The sequence below is a fragment of the Salmonella sp. NW722 genome (assembly GCF_051702785.1).
Classification (GTDB): Bacteria; Pseudomonadota; Gammaproteobacteria; order Enterobacterales; family Enterobacteriaceae; genus Salmonella; species Salmonella enterica.
Window position 1 is genome coordinate 1 of sequence record NZ_JAMMIN010000036.1, and the last position, 268, is coordinate 268.

The 268-nt window shown below is 51.1% G+C and carries 1 tRNA gene; it reads right to left on the reverse strand.

Annotated elements, in window-relative coordinates:
* Positions 1–2 precede the first annotated feature (2 nt).
* Positions 3–75: transfer RNA gene (locus NA330_RS23260), tRNA-Glu, on the reverse strand.
* Between the last annotated feature and the right edge of the window lie 193 nt (positions 76–268).

The following is a 268-nucleotide window of genomic DNA, read 5'->3' on the forward strand; positions in this document are numbered from 1 at the left end:
GGCGTCCCCTAGGGGATTCGAACCCCTGTTACCGCCGTGAAAGGGCGGTGTCCTGGGCCTCTAGACGAAGGGGACACGAAAATTGCTTATCACGCGCTGCGTGATATTTTCGTGTAGGGTGAGCTTTCATTAATAGAAAGCGAACGGCCTTATCTCTTCAGCCTCACTCCCAACGCGTAAACGCCTTGCTTTTTACTTTTCATCAGACAATCTGTGTGAGCACTGCAAAGTACGCTTCTTTAAGGTAAGGAGGTGATCCAACCGCAGG